General features: G+C 67.1%; 15 protein-coding genes. 3 read left to right on the top strand and 12 right to left on the bottom strand.

Features of this window, described 5'->3' with window-relative positions:
- The first annotated feature begins 97 nt into the window (after positions 1 to 97).
- The gene (gene gltX / locus H8M03_RS00935; protein WP_246448958.1) at positions 98 to 1,510 is read left to right on the top strand and encodes a glutamate--tRNA ligase; all 1,413 of its coding nucleotides are present in this window, start codon (positions 98 to 100) and stop codon (positions 1,508 to 1,510) included.
- Positions 1,507 to 2,793 carry a citrate synthase gene (locus H8M03_RS00930; protein ID WP_187479915.1) on the top strand — a complete coding sequence of 429 codons (1,287 nt, stop codon included), beginning with the start codon at positions 1,507 to 1,509 and terminating at the stop codon, positions 2,791 to 2,793. The genes gltX and H8M03_RS00930 overlap by 4 nt, the downstream gene beginning before the upstream one ends.
- On the opposite strand, the gene H8M03_RS00925 is transcribed toward H8M03_RS00930, so the two are convergent.
- From H8M03_RS00925 to H8M03_RS00915, 3 genes are all read right to left on the bottom strand, one after another.
- Positions 2,790 to 4,115, bottom strand: a complete 1,326-nt coding sequence (locus tag H8M03_RS00925) for a sensor histidine kinase (protein ID WP_187479914.1) — start codon at positions 4,113 to 4,115, stop codon at positions 2,790 to 2,792. The genes H8M03_RS00930 and H8M03_RS00925 overlap by 4 nt on opposite strands.
- Positions 4,108 to 5,064: a DUF2336 domain-containing protein gene (locus H8M03_RS00920; RefSeq protein WP_187479913.1), complete on the bottom strand. Its 957-nt coding sequence runs from the start codon at positions 5,062 to 5,064 to the stop codon at positions 4,108 to 4,110. Before H8M03_RS00920 ends, H8M03_RS00925 begins: the two co-directional genes overlap by 8 nt.
- 105 nt (positions 5,065 to 5,169) lie before the next feature.
- Positions 5,170 to 6,369: a hypothetical protein gene (locus tag H8M03_RS00915; RefSeq protein WP_187479912.1), complete on the bottom strand. Its 1,200-nt coding sequence runs from the start codon at positions 6,367 to 6,369 to the stop codon at positions 5,170 to 5,172.
- A 73-nt stretch (positions 6,370 to 6,442) separates the two neighbouring features.
- On the opposite strand from H8M03_RS00915, the gene H8M03_RS00910 reads away from it, so the two are divergent.
- On the top strand, positions 6,443 to 8,755 hold the full coding sequence (locus H8M03_RS00910; RefSeq protein ID WP_187479911.1) for a coiled-coil domain-containing protein: 2,313 nt from the start codon (positions 6,443 to 6,445) through the stop codon (positions 8,753 to 8,755).
- Here H8M03_RS00910 and H8M03_RS00905 read toward each other — a convergent pair.
- The 9 genes from H8M03_RS00905 to H8M03_RS00865 are packed head-to-tail and all read right to left on the bottom strand — an operon-like array spanning position 8,752 to position 18,083.
- On the bottom strand, positions 8,752 to 9,024 hold the full coding sequence (locus H8M03_RS00905; protein ID WP_187479910.1) for a DUF1467 family protein: 273 nt from the start codon (positions 9,022 to 9,024) through the stop codon (positions 8,752 to 8,754). The genes H8M03_RS00910 and H8M03_RS00905 overlap by 4 nt on opposite strands.
- Positions 9,024 to 10,661 carry a ribonuclease J gene (locus H8M03_RS00900; protein ID WP_187479909.1) on the bottom strand — a complete coding sequence of 546 codons (1,638 nt, stop codon included), beginning with the start codon at positions 10,659 to 10,661 and terminating at the stop codon, positions 9,024 to 9,026. The genes H8M03_RS00905 and H8M03_RS00900 overlap by 1 nt, the downstream gene beginning before the upstream one ends.
- Complete coding sequence (locus H8M03_RS00895) at positions 10,658 to 11,440, bottom strand: type III pantothenate kinase (RefSeq protein WP_187479908.1); 783 nt, start codon at positions 11,438 to 11,440, stop codon at positions 10,658 to 10,660. The genes H8M03_RS00900 and H8M03_RS00895 overlap by 4 nt, the downstream gene beginning before the upstream one ends.
- A 30-nt stretch (positions 11,441 to 11,470) precedes the next feature.
- Positions 11,471 to 12,109, bottom strand: a complete 639-nt coding sequence (locus H8M03_RS00890) for a biotin--[acetyl-CoA-carboxylase] ligase (protein ID WP_343070922.1) — start codon at positions 12,107 to 12,109, stop codon at positions 11,471 to 11,473.
- 47 nt (positions 12,110 to 12,156) lie between these two features.
- Positions 12,157 to 13,533, bottom strand: a complete 1,377-nt coding sequence (gene nuoN / locus H8M03_RS00885) for an NADH-quinone oxidoreductase subunit NuoN (protein WP_246449269.1) — start codon at positions 13,531 to 13,533, stop codon at positions 12,157 to 12,159.
- Between the two features lie 59 nt (positions 13,534 to 13,592).
- Positions 13,593 to 15,134 carry an NADH-quinone oxidoreductase subunit M gene (locus tag H8M03_RS00880; RefSeq protein ID WP_187479907.1) on the bottom strand — a complete coding sequence of 514 codons (1,542 nt, stop codon included), beginning with the start codon at positions 15,132 to 15,134 and terminating at the stop codon, positions 13,593 to 13,595.
- Positions 15,131 to 17,176: an NADH-quinone oxidoreductase subunit L gene (nuoL, locus tag H8M03_RS00875; protein WP_187479906.1), complete on the bottom strand. Its 2,046-nt coding sequence runs from the start codon at positions 17,174 to 17,176 to the stop codon at positions 15,131 to 15,133. The genes H8M03_RS00880 and nuoL overlap by 4 nt, the downstream gene beginning before the upstream one ends.
- Positions 17,176 to 17,481, bottom strand: coding sequence for an NADH-quinone oxidoreductase subunit NuoK (nuoK, locus tag H8M03_RS00870; protein WP_187479905.1), 306 nt, complete (start codon positions 17,479 to 17,481; stop codon positions 17,176 to 17,178). The genes nuoL and nuoK overlap by 1 nt, the downstream gene beginning before the upstream one ends.
- Entirely contained in the window at positions 17,478 to 18,083 is a 606-nt protein-coding gene (locus tag H8M03_RS00865; protein ID WP_187479904.1) for an NADH-quinone oxidoreductase subunit J, read from the bottom strand. The genes nuoK and H8M03_RS00865 overlap by 4 nt, the downstream gene beginning before the upstream one ends.
- Positions 18,084 to 18,101: the final 18 nt, after the last annotated feature.

The raw sequence follows: 18,101 nt of genomic DNA, 5'->3' as shown, positions 1-18,101 counted from the left end.
TTCCAATAGCCCCGAGCCCGCTGTGGAAGAGGCGCACCCTCTATGTTAGGGGCGCTCGTCCATTGCATTGCAAAACCCAAACAAGAGGAATCCACGCTTGAGCGCAAGCGGTTCGACCATCGTCACGCGCTTTGCGCCGTCGCCGACCGGCTTCCTGCACATCGGCGGAGCGCGCACGGCGCTGTTCAACTGGCTGTTCGCCCGCCACCACGGCGGCAAGTTCCTGCTGCGCATCGAGGATACGGACAAGGCGCGATCGACCGACGCGGCGATCGCGGCGATCCTCGACGGCATGCGCTGGCTGGGCCTCGATTGGGACGGGCACGAATATTACCAGTCGCAATTCTGGTCGCGCCACGCGGAAGTCGCGCACCGGTTGCTTGAGCGCGGCCACGCCTATCGCTGTTACATGACGCAGGAGGAACTGGCGGCGCAGCGCGAGGCGGCGCAGAAGGAACGGCGGCCGTTCCGCATCCATAGCCCATGGCGCGACCGCGACGACGGACCGGCGGACCAGCCTTATGTCGTGCGCCTGAAAGCACCGCAGGACGGCGAAACCACCATCGAGGATAAGGTCCAGGGGCGGGTCGCGGTTCAGAATGCCGAGATCGACGATTTCGTCCTGCTGCGGTCGGACGGTACCCCAACCTACATGCTGGCAGTGGTGGTCGACGACCATGACATGGGCGTCACGCACGTCATTCGCGGCGACGACCATCTCAACAACGCCTTTCGACAGATGGCGATCGTGCGGGCGATGGACTGGCCGGTGCCGACCTATGCCCACGTGCCGCTGATTCACGGGCCGGACGGGGCCAAGCTGTCCAAGCGGCACGGCGCGCTGGGCGTCGATTCCTATCGCGACGACATGGGCTATCTGCCCGAAGCGGTCGGCAATTACCTGCTCCGGCTCGGCTGGGGCCATGGCGACGACGAAATCATCGCGCGCGACCAGGCGATCCAGTGGTTCGACCTCGACCATGTCGGCAAGTCGCCGTCGCGGTTCGACTTCAAGAAGCTGGAGAACCTCAACGGCCATTACATCCGCGAGGCCGATGACGAGCGGCTGGCCGAGCTGATCGCGCCGCGGATCGGCGCGGCACTGACGCCGGATCAACGCGCGCTGCTGGTCCGCGCGATGCCTGAGCTCAAGGCCCGCGCGAAAACGCTGATCGAGCTGGCCGAAGGGGCGAAGTTCCTGTTCGACGCCCGGCCGCTGGCCATGGAGCCGGCCGCTGGCGAGCTGCTCACCCCCGAAAATCGCGCATTGCTGAAGGCCGCGCATGGAGCGCTCTCGACGCTCGACAGTTGGGACCACGATGCCGTCGAAAACTGTATCCGCCAGGTGGCCGAGCAGGCCGACGTGAAGCTTGGCAAGCTTGCCCAGCCGCTGCGGGCCGCCCTCACGGGGCGCACCACCAGCCCGGGCATTTTTGACGTGCTTGCCCTGCTCGGGCAGGGCGAAAGCCTGAACCGCATAGAAGACCAGATTTTGGAGCCACAAGAATGAGCGAATCCGTCACCCTCAAAGGTCCCGATGGGGATCATGATTTCAAGGTTCTGGAGGGAACGGTTGGACCGGAAGCGGTCGACATCCGAAAGCTGTACGGCGACACCGGGATGTTCACGTACGACCCCGGCTTCACGTCGACCGCCAGCTGCCAGAGCGCGATCACCTATATCGACGGCGAAAAGGGCGTCCTGCTCCACCGGGGCTATCCGATCGACCAGCTGGCCGAAAAGTCGACCTTCATGGAAGTCAGCTACCTGCTGCTGCACGGCGAACTGCCGACGCAGAGCGAGCTCGACGCCTTTACCTACACTATCTCGCGCCACACCATGCTGCACGAGCAGCTGATGATCTTCTTCCGCGGGTTCCGGCGCGATGCGCACCCGATGGCGATCATGTGCGGCGTCGTCGGCGCACTGTCCGCTTTCTATCACGACAGCACCGACATTACCGATCCCGACCAGCGGATGATCGCATCGCACCGGCTGATCGCCAAGATGCCGACGATCGCGGCGATGGCGTACAAATATTCGGTCGGCCAGCCGTTCATGTATCCGGACAACCAGCTGAGCTACACCGGCAATTTCCTGCGCATGACCTTTGGCGTTCCGGCCGAGCCGTACGAGGTCAATCCGGTCATCGAGAATGCGATGCGGCGGATCTTCATCCTCCACGCCGACCACGAGCAGAATGCGTCGACCTCGACCGTCCGGTTGGCCGGATCGTCAGGCGCCAACCCGTTCGCCTGTATCGCCGCGGGCATCGCCTGCCTGTGGGGCCCGGCGCATGGCGGCGCCAACGAGGCGGCGCTCAACATGCTGCGCGAGATCGGCAAGCCCGAGAACATCCCGCACTACATCGACCGGGCCAAGGACAAGGACGATCCGTTCCGGCTGATGGGCTTCGGCCACCGCGTCTACAAGAATTACGACCCGCGCGCGAAGGTCATGCAGGAAACCGCCGAGGAGGTGCTCAAGGAGCTCAACATCTCCGACCCGGTGCTCGATACTGCCCGCGAGCTCGAGCAGATCGCGCTCAAGGACGAATATTTCATCGAGAAGAAGCTATACCCGAACGTCGATTTCTATTCGGGCGTGATCCTCAACGCGATCGGCTTTCCGACGGAAATGTTCACGGCCCTCTTCGCTCTTGCCCGCACGGTTGGCTGGGTCGCGCAGTGGAACGAGATGATTTCCGATCCCGAGCAGAAGATCGGCCGTCCGCGCCAGCTGTACGTCGGGGCCACCCAGCGCGACTACGCGCCGGTCGGCCAGCGCGGCTAGACGGCCGGCAGGTCTAGGCTGAAGCGCGCGCCCTCCCCGGGCGTGCTTTCCAGCCGGATGTCGCCGCCCATGGCGCGGGCAAGACGTCGCGAAATGGCGAGGCCGAGTCCGCTGCCCTCGCCCGCCGCGGAGCCCTTTTCGTAGCGTTCGAAAATGCGCTGCTGGTCGGCATATTCGATGCCCGGCCCTTTGTCGGCGACATGGACGATGACCCGGCCGCCGCGCCGTTCGAACGAGACCGTGACCGCCGTCGCGCGAGGCGAGTGGCGCAGGGCATTGCCGACTAGGTTGACGAGGATCTGGACGATGCTGCGCGTGTCGCCCCGGGCGTACAGCCCGTCGACGCGTTCAACCCCGACGATGACCGAGCGTTCGCGGGCAGCGGTTTCGAGCAGGGCGACGGCTTCTTCGACCAGCCCGCCGATATCGATGCGGACGCCGCCATTGCGGCCTGGCTGGTCGCCCAGCGACTGGATAACGGAGAGCAGGTGACGCGCGGCCGACGCAATGTCGGACGCATATTCGGCATAGTCGCTTGGCCCGTCGGTGTCCGGCTGCCGCACCATGTCCTCGGCGGAACGGACGATGCTGTCGAGGGGCGAGCGCAGGGCGCTGTGGATCGCGCCGTCGATGATCGGCCGGCCGGGGACTGACGGTGTGGCCTCGCCAGGTACGGTCGCGGAGCCTCCGAAGCCGGCGAACGAACCGTCCGGGGCCAGCGCCACGTCACCGGAGAGGAACAGCTCTTCCCCGGTCGCGCGGATGGTAACCCGCTGCGCGGTAAAGCCGGTCCGCGATGCCAGCGCGTCGAGCAGCGGCATCGCGCCGTCGTCATCCTCCACCAGCCGCACCAGCCTGGTCAGCGGCGATCGCACCGGTGCGGCGGTGTCCACGTCGAGCATGTCGGCGAGTTGCGGCGCCAGCGTCCCCACGCGCAAATGTTCGTCCACCGACCAAGCGAGCGGTTGCGCGGCCAGCGTTTCCGCATCGTCGGGGGCAATCAGGGCGAGCCGCGGCGTGGCGGCGGCGCGGGCGGTCCACTGGTCGATGGACAGCGCGATTTCGCCGTCTTCGGGCACGGCGCGCACCCACATGTCGATGTCCTGGTCGCGGCCGGCGGCGAGGACCCGGCGCGACACCGGGATCTGCAGCCGCTGCGCCAGCCGGACGACATTGGCCAGTTGCGGCAGCGCGAGCGCCGCGCCAAGGCGCGACCCGGCTTCGATCTGGAGCCGTTCGAGCTTCGCGTCGGCGGACGTCAGCCGGCCGGCCGCATCGACCCGGCCGAGGACCGGCGGCGGATCGGACGGGGCGCTAGCCATTGCCATGGCCAAGGTCCGTGACCGCCGCGCGATAGGCTGGGTCCAACCGGAGCCAGTTGCGGGCCGACGACACCGCCGCGTCCGTCAGCGAATCGAAGGCGGCAATCTCGCTTTCCGCATCACTGCCGACGAGGTGGGCCAAAGTCGCCACCAGTTCGGCGGCCAGCGCGCGTTCGATGCCGCTCATGCGCAGCAGCAGGGCCAACTGGCCCGCGCCGCCGGTAAAATGGTCCCACGCGGAATCGAACGCGATCCCGGCCCGCCGGGCGAGCGCTTCGACCAGCAGGGCGACTTCGCCGTCGGCCAGCGCCGAGCGCAGGAAATTCGCGTCGAGGGCGGCCGCCTTTTCGAGGGCATGAACGAGGTCGAAGGTGCGAGCTTCCAGCCGGTTGCCTTCATCATGGCGGGCCAGCAGCGCACGAGCGGCGCTCGACAGGCGCTCGTCGGCTTCGCCGTCGCCAAGCCGCGCGGCGACCTCCGGGCGGAGCGCGGCGGCAATCGCGCTGACCAGCGGGACGGCGGCTTCGGCCGGGACATCGTCGAAGGCAGCGCGCGGGCCGTCGAAGCGGTCGCGGCGGCGGCTTGCGGCAAGGATCAGCGCCATCGCCGCGGCGGAGATGTCGCCGTCATCGTCGCTGACCAGAGACTGGAGGAAACGCGAACGGCCGCCCGGCCGGCCGGTCCGGATCGCCGCGCACAGCCGCTCCTCTTCCGCCCGGCGCAGCAACAGGCGAACGAGATCGGGAATGTCGAGCAGGTTGCTGGCCCACAGGCGGTCGAACAGCCCGTCGCGATGGTCGTTGGCGGGCTCGGCCGCGGCCAGTTGCAACGCGAATTCGTCCGCCAGCATGGCGACGAGGTCGCCAAGCATCGCCATCATCAACGAGCGTTCCTGCTCGCTTAGCCGCTGGTTCCGGTCGAGAAAGAAGTCGGCGCGCGCGCAGGCCAAGCGGCTTCCCCCCGCGGCGCGAGCGGGAACAGGCCCACCTTCAACGGAAGGGGCGGCGATCGGCCATTCGACGGGCACCATCGCGATCCATTTATCATTGGCCAGTTAACGCGGCGTCAACTCGATTCCGACCCCATGGTTCACATGCTGGGCGATGAAGAAGCTGGCCGCTGCATAGACGGCCAGCCCGGCGAGGTAGAGCGTCCAGGCGCCGAAGGCCGCGAAGGGCAGCGCGGCGAGGATCGCGTTGCGCCGGGAGAAGAGCCAGATTTCGCCCGGAATCTCCAGCTTTCCGCGCTCAACCCGCTGGGCCTCGGCGAAGGCCAGCGCAGTGGCCGCGGCGAACAAGGCGCCCCACCCCGAACCGTTGGCCGACAGCCACCAGCCAAGCGCCACCAGCGCTGCGCCGGTCGCCGGCCATTGCAGGCGCCGGGCCAGCGAGCGGTTGGTCATCGGCTGCAGCCGAAGCGCGGCAAGGCGGCGCGCTATCAGGCCGAGCGGCGTGCTGACGACCAGCAAGGCGAGCCCCGGCCACAACCAGCCAGTTGCGAAAGCGAGGGTCGCGGCGAGGCACAGGAGCACCGACAGCTGGACCAGCGATTCCGGACGCACGCTGGTTTCAAGCAGGCGCTCGGTGGAATATTCCTCGACCAGCGGAAGCACGTAGCGGCTAGCCCAGTCGCGCCGGGCGCCGCGCGACGCGACGATCAGGTGCCGGTCGAGGCCGGCAAGGTCGGCGGCGCTGTGCGCCAGTAGCGGTTCGCCGGTTTCCGCCGGCACCGGCATCAGCCGGGCGCCGTCCTGCAAGGTGCGGCGCAGCAACGTCGATTGCAGGTCCCAGTCGCCGAGCATGGCGGCGGTCGCGCCGATCGCCTGCCCTTCGACCAGCGCCACGCCCGCCCAGCGGCTGGCGGCGTCGATCCGTTCGAACTTGCGATGCGCCTCGTCGTCCGGGACGGTAACGATCACCGGCTCTTCCGCCGCGGCGACCGCGCCGAGCAATTCGGGCGGCGGGGCCAGTCCGTCGGCCAGCAGCAGCACCAGTTCGCCAGCTTCGAAGCGGCTGGCGGCTTCCGTGCTGTCGCTGACCGTCACCACGGCCAGCCCATCGCGTTCCAGGCGCTGCAGGACGTCGTTGAGAGCGATCGGGATCTGGTCGACCAGCACGACGATCGGCGCGGCCCCGGCGGCGGCCGCGCAGCGCACCTGGTAATCGAGCAAGGTCCGCCCGGCGATCGGGAGCAACGCCAGCAGCCCGCCCGAGTCGTCTTCCGAATAGGCGGCAATCAGCGCCCCGAGCGCCATCCAAATCCCCTTCCACGGCCTGCGCTACCTCTAATCGCTTTCTTACCTCAACAAAGGTGGTAAATTGCCGGTCATGACCGCGACCAGCCCCAACGCCGCCCCCGCCGACCGTATCGAGTCGCCGGCCCCGCCCGTGCAGAGCGGTGATGACGTCGTCCGCGACGAAGGGTTCGACCTGACCGGGTGGAGCCAGCCGGACATCGACGACGGTCCGGCCAGCGCGGGCGGGCGCAAGGTCCTGGCCATCGCTCTCGGCCTGCTGGCGATCCTGTGGACGGCCTATATCGGCTGGGCGGCCGGCCAGGCGCTCGCGAGCGAGCCGCTCGGCTCCCCCGCCTTTGCGCAATGGGCTGCTATCGCGACCGGCCCACTGGCGTTGCTCGGCCTCGCCTGGCTGGTGTTCGGCCGCACCCGGCGCAAGGAAGCCGAGCGCTTCACCCGGTCGGTGATCACGATGCGCACCGAGGCGCGGTCGCTGGAAGCGTTGCTGCAGGTGCTGTCGCGGCGGATCAACGACAGCCGGTCCGAGCTGACGATGATCAGCAGCCGCCTGATGCAGCTTGGCGACGACGCCAGCAACAAGCTGGGCGGAATCACCCGCGAATTCGATTCCAGCAGCGAACGGCTGGCCCGGCATGGCCAGGCGCTGGACCGCGCGGCCGAGCTGGCGCGCACCGACATCGCCGTCCTGCTCGACGACCTTCCCCGCGCCGAGGAGCATGCGCGGGCGATTTCGACCCAATTGCGCGAAGCCGCCAGCGAGACGGCGACCCGCACCGGCGAATTCGACGCGCAGGTCGGCGCGCTGACCCAGCGCACCCGCGAGGCCGACGAGGCGGTGTCGGCCGCGTCGCAACGGCTGATCGGGCACCTGACACAGATCGAAAGCGCCGGCGCGGCAGCGGCCGAGCGCGTGGGCGAAGCGGAAACCAGCCTGTCGTCGACGCTCGACCAGTTGCTTGAACGGACATCCGCCGCGCTCGACGAGATCCGCGCCGGGATCGACACGCAATCGCAGGCCGTGTCCGCGCTGGTGCAGCAGGCCGCCGCGGGCATGAACCGCGCCGGCGTCGACGCGTCGCAATCGCTGGCCGGCAACGTCAACGCGGCCAACGCCGCGCTCGACACCCTGTCATCGCGAGTCGCCGAACAGGATCGCGCATCGCAGCACATGGTGGCCGAAATCGGCCGCGCGCTGGGCGACCTGGACCAGCATTTCGCCTCTGTCGCGCAAAGCGGCAACGAGCGCGCGCAGCCCCTGCTCGCCCTACTTGCCAAGTCGCGCGGCGAAGTCGCGGCTATCGCCCAGGCCAGCGACGACCATCACCAGTCGATCGAAAGCCTGGCCGAGCGCACCGAGGCGCTGCGCACGGTCGTCGAACAATTGTCGGGCAAGATCCGCGGCCAATTGGGCCAAGCCATCACCGAAGCCGGCAGCGAAGCGGACCACCTGGTCAACGCGGCGCGCTCGATCCGGCCCGAAATCGAATGGATGCGCGATGCCGCGCGCGAAGCCAGCGAGCGGCTGGGCGAGACCGGCACGACCATCGCCGACCAGCAGGACCGGCTGGCGGCACTGCTCGCGACGCTCGACGACGGAGTCGGCGGCGCCCGCGAAAACCTGTCGGGCCTGTCCGGCGCGATTGCCGACACCCACGCGCAGGCGGCGCAATTCCAGGCGGAAACCGGGCCGGCGCTGGTCGACGCGATGGTCCAGATCAAGGAAGCCGCCAGCCATGCCTCGCAGCGGGCACGCGAGGCGATTGCCGCGATCATTCCCGAATCTGCCGAAGGCTTTTCCGACGCGACCCGCGCCGCACTGGAAAAAGTCATCAGCGAGACCATCGAGGAGCGCCTGCGCGGCGTCGAAGCGGTCGCGGCGCGCGCGGTCGAATCGGCCCGCAGCGCGACAGACCGGCTGACCCAGCAGATGCTGGTGCTGGGCCAGAGCGCGACCGCGCTGGAAGAGCATTATGAGAAGCAGCAGGAAGCGCGGCGCGAGGGCGACAGCGAGACTTTCGCCCGCCGCGTCTCCCTACTGATCGATTCGATGCATTCGGCGTCGATCGACGTGGGCAAGATCCTGTCCGAGGAAACCGACGAAAAGGCGTGGGATTCCTATCTGAAGGGCGACCGCGGCGTGTTCACCCGCCGGGCGGCGCGGCTGATCGGGTCGAGCGAGGCCCGGTCGATCCGCGCGCATTACGAGTCCGACGGCGAGTTCCAGCAGTCGGTCAACCGCTACATCCACGATTTCGAGGCGATGCTGCGCCGGGTCATGGCCGAGCGCGAGGGCGGCGCGATCGCGGTGACCCTGATGTCGTCGGACATGGGCAAACTGTACGCGGCCCTGTCGGAATCGCTGGACCGCCGCCGCCAGCCCTAGCCGTAGATGCGGCGGTACAGGTCGAGGTCTTCAGGCTCGATCCAGCCGTAGATGTAATTGAGGGTGTACAGCCCGGTCAGCAGCACCGCGAGCCCGGCGGCGCGCAGCAGGTGCCGGACCAGGTCGAATTCGTGCGGCGCACTGTCGGCCTGGCCGGGCACCAGGTCGGCGCCCACTTCCTCGCTTGTCTTCATGCCGAACGGCAGCAGGATGAAGGCGCTGGCGACGAAGAACAGGAAATAGATGGCGACGATCGACGTCCAGCGCATCAGGCCCTGACCCGTACCACCGTGACGTCGACGATCGGCTTCTTGCCGGTCCAGGCGTTGGCGCACCGCCGCACGGCAAGGCGGACGTCTTCGCGCATCTTCTCCTCGTCCTTGCCGGAAAAGGCGCGTTCGGCCGAAGTGGTGGCGTCGGCGATGAAGTCTTCGCGGTCCTCTTCCACCGGCACGCCGAACGGTTGCACGTGCGGCGATGCCGCCAGCTTTCCCCCCGGCCCGATGGCCAGCGTAACGGTGATCAGGCCGTTGAGGCCGATCCGCCGCCGTTCGACGATGGTCGCGCCGTCGGCGGGCAGGATGACGTCGCCGTCGAGCACCAGCCGACCGACCCGCGCTTCGCCGACCTTTTCCGGGCCGTCAGGGGCCAGGCGCACGATATCGCCGTCGCGCTGTTCGATCGCCTGCGGAATTCCGTTGGCGAGGCCGAAACGGGCCTGTTCGGCGAGGTGGCGTGGTTCGCCGTGGACCGGGACCAGGATTTGCGGGCGGATCCAATCGTACATCGCGGCCAGTTCGGGCCGACCCGGGTGGCCGGACACGTGGACGTGCGCCTGCTTTTCGGTGACGATTTCCACGCCCAGGTCGGACAGCGCGTTCATCACGCGACCGATGGCGATTTCATTCCCGGGGATGATCTTCGACGAAAAGATGACGGTGTCGCCTTCGACCAGCTTCAATTCGTGGTTGCCGGATGCGATGCGCCCGAGCGCCGCGCGGGGTTCGCCCTGCCCGCCGGTGGCGATGATCATCACGTCGCGCCGGTCGAGCCGCATCGCTTCCTCGAACGACAGCACAGGCGGGAAATCGAGCAGGTAGCCGGTCGCCTGCGCGACGCCCAGAATGCGGTCGAGCGAGCGGCCCGCTACGCACAGCCGGCGGCCGGTCGCAACCGCGACGTCGCCAAGCGTCTTCAGCCGCGTGGCATTGGATGCGAAGGTGGTGACGAGCACTCGGCCCGGGGCCTTGGCAGCCTGATCACGGAGGCCATCGTAGACGCTCGCTTCCGACCCCGACGCCTGGTCCTGAAAGACGTTGGTGGAATCGCACACCAGCGCCAGCACGCCTTCGTCGCCGATCGCGGTCAGCGTTTGGGCGCTCGACGGATTGCCCAGTACCGGCGTGTCGTCGATCTTCCAGTCGCCGGTATGGAAAACGCGGCCGTGCGCGGTTTCGATCAGCAGGCCGTTGCCTTCTGGAATAGAGTGGGCAAGCGCGACAAAGCGGACCTTGAACGGGCCGATGTCGACCGTCCCGTTGCGTTCGACGATGTTCAGCGGGACGATCCCGGTCAGCCCCTCTTCTTCCAGCTTTGACGCGATCAGCCCGGCAGTGAACGGCGTCGCATAAAGCGGCACCTTGAGTTCTTCGGCCAGGTAGGGGAGCGCTCCGATATGGTCTTCATGACCGTGCGTCAGGACGATGCCGGCAAGCCGGTCGCGCTGCTCCTCGATGAATTCGAGTTCCGGCAGGATTAGGTCGATGCCGGGGTAATAGGGATCGGCGAAGGTCAGGCCGAGATCCGCCATCAGCCATTTGCCCTGGCAGCCGTAGAGATTGACGTTCATGCCAATCTCGCCCGACCCGCCGAGCGCGCAGAACAAAAGTTCGTCCTTGGGGATCATGCTTTGCCCGAGACCTGATCGTACAGCAGGCTCAACCCCTGGATGGTAAGGTCGGGTTCAACCGCGTCAAACACGCTGGTGCGCTTGTCGAACAGGGTGGCGAGGCCGCCGGTGCCGATGACCGTGACCGGCGCGCCGACCTGCCGCTTCAGGCGTTCGACCAGCCCCTCGATCATCGCGACATAACCCCAGTAGATGCCGATCAGCATCTGGCTTTCGGTCGTCCGCCCGATGACGCTGTCGTCCGCGGGGGCCTCGATCGCGATGCGAGGCAGCTTGGCGGCCGCGTTGACCAGCGCGTCGATCGACAGGTTGATGCCCGGCGCGATGATGCCGCCGCGATAGGCGCCGTCCGCGCCGACGAGGTCGAAGGTCGTCGCCGTGCCGAAATCGACCACCACCAGCACGCCGTCATGCTTGGCATGGGCAGCCAGCGCGTTGAGCGCCCGGTCGGCGCCCACGCTTTGCGGTTCTTCGACGTCCAGCGCCATCGGCCAGCCCGCATCGCCCTGCCCCGCGACCAGCGCGGCGGTGCCGAAATATTTGTTCGCCAGCACCTGCAAATTGTGCGTGGCGCGCGGGACCACCGTACCGATGATCACCGCGGTCACGTCCGCCGACTTGAAGCCTTCGAGGTCGAGCAGCTGGCGCAGCCAGACCGCATATTCGTCCGCCGTCCGCCGCGGGTCGGTGGCGATGCGCCAGCGCGCACGAACCGTGCCGCGCTCGACCAGAGCGAAGACGATGTTGGTATTCCCGGCGTCGATGGCGAGAAGCATGCGAGGGGGCCTAGCGTCCGGTCGCCCGGTTCACAACTCGACGTCGCCGGCATGCACCTTGCGCACCGTCCCGTCGGGGAGGCGCAGGCGCAGCGTTCCGTCGGCATCGATGCCGTCGAAGCGGCCGCTTACCCTCTCGGCATCGCCGGAGTGAACCGCGATCTGCGTCCCGACCGAGTGAGCCCGGGCAAGCCAGGCCTGGGCGAACAGGTCAGGCTCGCTCGACCGCCACAGGCCGAGCATCCGGCTCATCGCCCCGGCAAGCAACGGCGCGAACGCCTGCGGCGCGATGCGGCCGTCGAGGTGGGCCAGCGCGCGGCCCTCGACCGCTGGGGCGTCCGCCAGGTTGACGCCGAAGCCGATGACCACGCGGTCGCCGTGGCGTTCGAGAAGGATACCGGCCAGCTTGGCCCCGCCGAGCAGCAGGTCATTGGGCCATTTCAGTTGCAGCGGCTGGCCGCCGACGGCGGTTTCCGCCGCTTCGATCAGCGCCAGTCCGGCGGCCAGCGACAGCGATTGCGGCGGCGGATCGCCGGCGCGCAGGACGACGAGCGTACTGCCGAAGAAATTGCCGGGCCGGGTGATCCAAGACCGGCCCTGCCGCCCCCTCCCCGCCGTCTGGTCCAGCGTGACCAGCCAGTCGCCTTCGACCGCGCCACGGTCGGCCAGCAGGTCGGCATTGGTGGAACCGGTTGCGTCGACGATCCGGATTCGGCTCAGAACAGCGCCCCGGCGGCACGGTCGCTGAGCGAGCCGAGCGGCCCGATGAGCAGATAGCCGAGCGGCGACACGGCAATTGCCGCTACCGCCATCAGCACGCCTTCGACCGGCTCCCGCGTGCGGGCATAGGGTTCGGCGGGATCGTCGAAGTAGATGATCTTGACGACCTTCAGATAATAATAAGCGCCGATCACAGTGCCGAGGATGCCGGCCACGGCCAACGCGATCAGGCCGGCGCCGACGGCGGCATTGAACACCACCAGCTTGGCCCAGAAGCCGAACAGCGGCGGAATGCCGGCCAGGCTGAACATGAAGACCGCGAAGGCCGCGGCAAAGGCCGGCCGCCGCTGCGACAGGCCGGCCAGGCTGGCCATGTCCTCGACCGGTTCGCCATTGGCATCGCGCATCCACAGGACGCACAGGAACGCGCCGATCGTCATCACGACATAGACGGCCATGTAGAACAGGACCGACGAAGTGCCGGCGGTGCCGCCCGCCGCCAGCCCGACGAGGGCGAAGCCGACGTTGTTGATCGACGAATAGGCCAGCAGCCGCTTGATATTGGTCTGACCGTAAGCGGCGACCGCGCCGAGAAAGATGGAGGCGAGCGCGGCAAAGATGATGATCTGCCGCCAGGCGTCGATTGCCGGGCCCAGCCCTTCGATGCACACGCGCACGCCCATCAGGATCGCCGCGGCCTTCGGCGCGGTGGCGAAGAAAGCGGTGACCGGCGTGGGCGCGCCTTCGTAGACGTCGGGCGTCCACATATGGAACGGCACCGCGCTGACCTTGAAGGCGATGCCGGCAAGCAGGAAGACGAGGCCGAACAGCAGGCCCATCGACTGCGCGCCTTCGCGGGCGAAGGCGGCGGCAAGGCCGGAATAGTTCATCGAGCCGGTGAAGCCGTAGAGCAGCGAGATGCCGTAGAGCAGGATCCCGCTGGCCAGCGCACCGAGCACGAAATATTTGAGGCCCGCTTCGGCCGAGCGGTCGTCCATCCGCCGGTAGGAGGCAAGGACGTAGGACGAGAGGCTGGACAGTTCGAGGCCGACGTAAAGCGACATGAGGTTGGTCGAGGAGACCATCACCGCCATGCCCACGGCGCTGAACAGGATCAGCACCGGATATTCGGCGCTATGTTCGGTGCCGCGTTCGAACCAGCCGTGTGCCATCAGCACCGCGACCGCAGCCGCGGGGAAGATGATCGCCTTGCCGAAGCTGGAGAACCAGTCCGCCGATACCAGCCCGCCAAACAGCGGCCCGTCGTTCGACGGCGCGCCGATCAGTGCGGCGGTGGCACCGAGCAGCAGCAGTACGGCGACCCAGGTGGTGACCGGAGTCGAACGGCGGCCGCCAAAAGCGGCGACCAGCATCAGGGCGATCGCGCCGAGCGCGAGGATAACCTCCGGCAGGATCGGGGCGAGATAGTCGATCAATGCGCCGCTCCCGCAGGTTCATGGGCTGCCTCGGCCGCCGGCGCCGGAGCCTTTCCGCGAACCAGCGCGGAATCGCCCTTCGGCGCAGCCGGCTCCACCCGTTCGAGGATGTAGCCGACGTCGTTGCGCATCGGGGCGAGGAAGCTTTCCGGGTAAATGCCCATCCACATCACGCCGGCCGCGATCGGGGCGAGCAGCCACCATTCGCGCGCGGTGAGGTCGGTCATCGCCGCCGCCTGTTCCGTGCGCGCAACGCCGAACGCAACACGCCAGTAGAGGTAGAGCATGTAGCAGGCGCCAAGGATGATGCCGGTGGTGGCGACGATCGCCGCCCAGGTCGACATTTCGTAGGTCCCGACGAGGCTGAGGAATTCGCCGACGAAGCCGCTGGTCCCCGGCAGGCCGACGCTGGCCATGGTGAACAGCATGAACAGCAGGGCATAGCCCGGCATGTTGTTCGACAGCCCGCCATATTGCGCGATTTCGCGCGTGTGCATGCGGTCGTAAATGACGCCGACAATCAGGAAGAGCGCGCCCGACACGAGGCCGTGGCTGAGCATCACCACCAGAGCGCCTTCGATCCCCTGGCGGTTGAGCGCGAACAGGCCGAAGGACACGAACGCCATGTGCGCGACGGACGAATAAGCGATCAGCTTTTTCATGTCCCGCTGCACCAGCGCCACCAGCGAGGTGTAGACGACCGCGATCCCCGACAGGATGAACATCAGCGGGATGAACTGGGCCGAGGCGTCCGGGAACATCGGCAGCGAGAAACGGACGAAGCCGTAGCCGCCCATCTTCAGCAGGACGCCGGCAAGGATTACCGAACCGGCGGTCGGCGCCTGCACGTGCGCGTCGGGCAGCCAGGTGTGGACGGGCCACATCGGCAGCTTCACCGCGAAACTGGCGAAGAAGGCCAGCCACAGCCATTGCTGCACCTCCGGCGGGAAATCGTACGCCATCAGCTGCGGGATCGACGTCGTTCCGGCGTCCGCGACCATGTAGATCATCGCGATCAGCATCAGCACCGAGCCGAGCAGCGTGTAGAGGAAGAACTTGTAGCTGGCTTTGATCCGGTCGGCGCCGCCCCAGATGCCGATGATCAGGTACATCGGGATCAGGCCGCCTTCGAAAAAGACATAGAACAGGAACAGGTCCTGCGCCGCGAAGACGCCGACCATCAACGCCTCCATCAACAGGAAGGCCGCCATATATTCGGGTACGCGCCGTTCGATCGAGCGCCAGCTGGCGCCGATGCAGATCGGCATCAGGAACAGGGTCAGTTCGGTCAGCAACAGCGCGATGCCGTCGATGCCGAGCGCCCAGTTGAGGCCGCCGCCAAGATCGACGAATTCCGTGAACTGCCATTGCGCGCCGCCGGGCACGAAGGCGAGCCACATCCAGATGCCGATGGCAAAGGCGACCAGCGTGGTCCCAAGGGCAATCATCCGCGCGGCGTTGGCACCGACGAACAGGCACAGGACGCTGGCGAGCAGCGGCAGCGCGATCAGGATCGACAGCACGGGCACGCCGGTCATCGCGCCCACCACAAGGCCCAGGTCGCCGCGCCGATCAGGCCGAGCAGCATGATCAGGGCATAGCTGTACAGATAGCCGGACTGGAGCCGGGTCGTGACGCGGTTGCCGACGCCGACCGCGACAGCCGCGCCGTGCGGGCCGAACCGGTCGATCGTGCCTTCATCGCCGCGCTTCCAGAAGAAGCCGCCAAGCCACATGGCGGGCCGGACGAAAATGCCGTCGTAAAGCTCGTCGAAATACCATTTGTTGGCGACGAACCGGTAGACGCCGGGCACCGCCGCGACGAAGCCCGCAGCGAGGCCCGGTTTGCGGATATAGTTGTTCCACGCGATGGCGAGGCCGATCAGCATCGCCGCGGTGGCGGTATATTTTACCCACAGCGGCACTTCGTGCATCGCGTGCGCCAGATGTTCGTCAAAGGCGATGCTGCCGTTCCAGAATTCCTTAGAATCGAGGAAGGTGTGGCTGAACACGAAGCCCGCCGCGACCGCGCCGATCGCCAGCAGGCAGATCGGGACCAGCATGGTCAGCGGGCTTTCGTGCGGGTGATAGCCGCCCGTGCCGGCCGGCGGCATGGCCGGGCTGTGCGAGCTGTCGCCATGTTCTTCGTCCGGATGATCGTGATGATCGCCGTGAAGCGCGTGCTGGATATGCTCCGACGCGGCCCAGCGGGCATCGCCGAAGAAGGTCAGGAAAATCAGCCGCCACGAATAGAAACTAGTCAGCAGCGCTGCGACACCGCCGAGGAAGAAGGCCACCCCGCCCGGCACGCTGCCCGCTGCGAAGGCGCTTTCGAGGATCGCGTCCTTGGAATGATAGCCGGCAAAGCCGACGCCCGCGACGCCGACGCCGGTGATCGCCAGCGTGCCGATGACCATCACCCAGAAAGTGACCGGGATTTCCTTCCGCAGCCCGCCGTAGAAACGCATGTCCTGTTCGTGGTGCATGGCGTGGATGACCGAGCCCGCGCCAAGGAACAGCAGCGCCTTGAAGAAGGCGTGCGTGAACAGGTGGAACATCGCCGCGCCATAGGCGCCGACGCCGGCGGCGAAGAACATGTAGCCGAGCTGCGAACAGGTCGAATATGCGATCACGCGCTTGATGTCGTTCTGCGCGCAGCCGACGGTGGCGGCAAAGAAGCAGGTCGCCGCCCCGACATAGGTGACGACGTGGCTGGCCGTGACGCTGGCCTCGAACATCGGCGACAGGCGGCAGACCATGAAGACGCCCGCGGTGACCATCGTCGCGGCGTGGATCAGGGCCGAGACCGGGGTCGGGCCTTCCATCGCGTCCGGCAGCCAGGTGTGCAGGCCAAGCTGCGCCGACTTGCCCATCGCACCGACGAACAGCAGCAGGCACAGCAGGGTCATCGTATCGACCCGCAGGCCGGCAAAGCCGATGGTCGAACCGGCCACGCTGGGCACCGTGGCAAGGATCGCCGGAATGGAGACCGTGCCGAACACCAGGAAGGTGCCGAAGATGCCGAGCGAGAAGCCGAAGTCGCCGACGCGGTTGACGACGAAGGCCTTCATCGCGGCGGCGTTGGCGGACGGCTTGTAATACCAGAAGCCGATCAGCAGGTAGGATGCGAGGCCCACCCCTTCCCAGCCGAAGAACATCTGCACCAGGCTGTCGGCGGTCACCAGCATCAGCATCGCGAAGGTGAACAGCGACAGATACGCGAAGAAGCGGGGCTGGCTCTTGTCTTCCGCCATGTAGCCCCAGCTGTAGAGGTGGACGAGGCTGGACACGGTGGTGACGACCACCAGCATGACCGCGGTCAGCGAATCCACGCGCAGCGCCCAATCGACGACGAGGTCGCCCGAGCGGATCCAGTCGAGCACCGGCACGACCTGCGCCTCGGCGCCGCCGGCGACGTAGGATAAAAAGATCGGCCAGCTCAGGGCCGCGGCGATGAACAGTGCGCCGGTGGTCACCGCCTTGGCCGCCAGTTCGCCGATCCAGCGTCCGCCGAGGCCGGCGATGAGCGCGGCGACGAGCGGCAGGAAGACGATCAGTTCGAGGGAGAGCCCGATGCCCATCAGCCGCGCATCCTGTCGGCGGCGTCGACCGCAATGGAGCCTTTGCGGCGGAAGAAGATGACCAGAATGGCGAGCCCTATGGCGGCTTCGGCGGCAGCGACGGTGAGCACGAACATCGCCATCACCTGTCCGGCGAGATCGCCGAGGAAGGCCGAGAAGGCGACCAGGTTGATATTCACCGCGAGCAGGATGAGTTCGATCGCCATCAGCATCAGGATGACGTTGCGGCGGTTGAGAAAGATGCCGAGCACGCCGAGCACGAACAGGATCGCCGCGACGACGAGATAATGGCCCAGCCCGATCACAGCTCCATCCCCTTGCCGACGCCGGGCTTGGTCAGCTTGACCGCCTCGGCCGGGTCGCGGCGAACCTGCCTGCCGACGTTCTGGCCGCGCGCGTCACCGCGGCTGCGGTGAGTCAGCACGATAGCGCCGATCATCGCGACCAGGAGGATCAGGCCCGCGATTTCAAAGGGGAACAGGTAGCGGCTGTAGAGCAGTTCACCCAAAGCGGTGATGTTTGGCACTTCGGATTCGACCGGCGCGCCGGCGCTGATCCCCGGCATCGCCTTCCACGCGCTGGCCGCGACCAGCATTTCGACCAGCAGGACGAGGGCAAGGATGATCCCGAACGGCAGGTTGCGGCTGAATCCCGACCGCAACTTGGCGAAGTCGATGTTGAGCATCATCACCACGAACAGGAACAGCACCGCGACCGCGCCGACGTAAACGATCACCAGCAGCAGGGCGATGAATTCCGCCCCGACGAGCAACATCAGCCCGGCAGCGTTGAAGAAGGCGAGGATCAGCCACAGCACGCTGTGGACCGGGTTGCGCGCGAATATCACGAACACGGCCGGCACCAGCGTCCCGGTGGCGAACAGGTAAAAGGCGATGAGTGCGATCAAGTCCTGGAATACCCCTTG

It is taken from the genome of Sphingomonas sabuli (assembly GCF_014352855.1).
Classification (GTDB): domain Bacteria; phylum Pseudomonadota; class Alphaproteobacteria; order Sphingomonadales; family Sphingomonadaceae; genus Sphingomicrobium; species Sphingomicrobium sabuli.
The sequence above is the reverse complement of the archived record's forward strand: the minus strand, read 5'-3'. Positions and strand labels throughout refer to the sequence as shown.